Here is a 2,858-nt window from a genome sequence, read left to right as displayed (position 1 = left end):
CTCCTCACCGTTTAACCATGAGTGGTGCACTTATTATCTGAATTCGGGGCCAACTTTGGAGATAATATTGATTTGAGTTCCGGCCAGGTAGTTTTTAGAAGAAATGATGCAATATTACCTGGAAGTTCAAGCTTAGACGTTAGCTATCCTACTTATTACAATACGACAATGCCGGAAATAGCTGGATGGAAAGAGGATGTACCTCGAATTGAATACGCCTATCTTTATGATGATGAAAGAAATAAAACAAGTCTTTCTGAAGGGTGGCTTACCGGTAACTACTGTTCAAAAAGCCAAGAGATGAACAGAAACTATGATGGAATTAGACTCCCTTTTATTCATACTGGCCCAGTCCTCATTATTCCAGGACTAGGAAGAGCTCCTATACTCAAAAATGATAAAAAACATTCAAATAGCTCAGATGGTAACTTTCCATATATAACTAATACTCTATGGAAAGTTAGTTGCTATGTATCTGATGATACCCACAAGGAAGGATTCAAAGCTACGTCACCCAGCGGGGTAAGTTATTATTTTGAAACCGAAATAAAGTCACCAAGAATACATATGTACGAAAGAGAAAATAGCTTCCATGGACTATTAAGGAACTTTAAGGATGAGTTCGGTCGCTACATATCCAAAAGAAGCACAAGCCTATACGTAAAAAAAATAGAAGATAGGTTTGGAAATTACGTCCTGTACTCATATAAAAATGGTGGGCTATCAAAAGTTGAGAGTAATGACGGTAGGATTATTACTGTTGAATATTCAAACAATACAAAGATTGTTTCTGCTAAAGACAGAGATTCAAACTGGAAAAGAGAGTGGCATTATTTCATAAAGGATGGAAAATATATTATTAGGGAGCCTGATGAAAGAGAGTGGTCCTACGATTTATTCATATCAAAGCAGTATGATTATTCTTACCCTGGTGCACGTTGTTTTAATAGTGGCCTTCCAAAAGGTGTGATGACTGTGACTCATCCAAATAATATAAGAGCTGAATTTAAATTCGAACAAAGAATGGATTACACTACAAACTACATAGAGAGAAAATTACCGGCTATACCTCCATGTAGACGTATTCTAAGTTTAGTTGAAAAAAAAGTCATGAATAATGAACCACTTCAATGGAAATACATTTATTCTGAGAATCAAGGAGGCATGGTGGTCAAAGGAAATAGACCTCCTGAAAGCTCAATGCTGAAAGGGAGTTTACCCAGTAATGTTGAACCATTTCTTTCAGATTCAGCAAAAGTAATTAGCCCCGGAGGAGATTTTAAGATTTACTATTTTAGCCGTCAACTAGATTCAGGGTTGGAAGGAAAAAATATAGCAACGGAAAGCTATGATATATCAGGGGAGCTCGTAAGTACCGAACTATTTAATTACGCAAAAGGCTATAATCATGGAACGCCTTTTAATTATTTTGATGGGTGGGAAAATGTTATTTTAGACAGTAAAGAGCAAATTGTAAATGGAACATCTTTTACTGTTAAATATGAAAACTTTAACCAATATAATGTCCCAGAGAATGTGTCGGGGCATTCATTAGCATCTAAGTACATCAAAAATGAGTATTTTCATAATACAAAAAAGTGGATTTTAAACGTACCCATAAAAAAATTTATCTCACATACATCAACATTTAACATGCCTCAAAACGAATATTTACTAAATGAAGACATGCTCCCCGCTACCGAGAGGTTATATGGCCGAGATATAAGAAGGTACACTTACCATAAAGATGGTAATATATGGAGAATTAGTGAATCTAATTCCAGTCGATATGAGAAGTTTGAAAACTATTACCGCGGTAAGGCGCGCAAGATAACGCTTCCCTGCGCCACCACCAATGGTTGCACGACGGTCAACGGCAGTACCGCCAACACCATGGTGGCCCTGTTGGAAGTCAATGCGGATGGCACCACCAAGAGCGTGACAGACTTTAATGGCAATAAGGCCTCTTACAGTTACAACCCTATTGGTTGGCTAACCAAAATCGACTATGCCGACCCCAAGTGGGCAGACAAAGTTATCAGTTATGCAACGGTCACAACGGCCAATGACGGTATTTCCGGCAGTGGGATAGTAGCGGGCAGTTTGCGTCAAAGTATCAGCCAAGGGAATTACGAAAAACGGGTTTACCATGATGCACTGTTGCGCCCGGTATTTACCCGGGAGCGGGATATCGCCAATGGGGCAACAACGCGTTATCAGGCCTTTGAGTACGACCATGAAAACCGTCAAACCTTGGCAAGCTTCCCAAGCAGCAATGCCGCCAGCCGGGTGGGAATGGCAACAGAATATGATGCCTTGGGGCGAATAGTCACTCAAACGCGTACCAGTGATAACAGCAGCAGTAGCCGCGACTATTTGGCCGGAAACAAAGTAGCCGTTACGGACAGTGAAGGAAACACCACCACTACAACCTATCTGGCCTATGGTCAACCGACCTATGACAAACCACTGTTGATTGAAGCTCCAAACACTGATGATATCAGCCTGGATTACAACGAATTTGCACAAGTTACCTCAATTCGTCAGGGCAATATCACCGAAAAACGGCTATACGACAACTATCAACAGTTGTGTAAGTCTGTTCGCCCCGAAACCGGTATTACGGCTTATGGTTACAATGCCCAGCGTCAACAGATATGGCGGGCCCTGGGCACCAATGGCAGCAGTACCAGTTGTGATGCCGCGTCAGTCCCGGCCAGCCACAAAACGTTGCTGGGCTACGATAATTTGGGGCAATTGCGAACCGAAAATTTCCCGGATACTACACCGGATAGAACTTACAACTACGACGCCAACGGCAATCTGAGAGCCTTGACTGCCGGTAATATCAGCTGGAG

1 pseudogene is annotated in these 2,858 nt (G+C 41.3%); it reads left to right on the top strand.

Annotation, left to right across the window (positions count from 1 at the left end):
• Positions 1–21: 21 nt before the first annotated feature.
• Positions 22–2,858: pseudogene (locus RC73_RS20670) on the top strand (RHS repeat protein); the annotation flags it as partial.

This window comes from Shewanella sp. ECSMB14102 (assembly GCF_000813075.1).
GTDB lineage: Bacteria > Pseudomonadota > Gammaproteobacteria > Enterobacterales > Shewanellaceae > Shewanella > Shewanella indica.
This window is presented reverse-complemented; position numbering and strand designations above follow the sequence as displayed.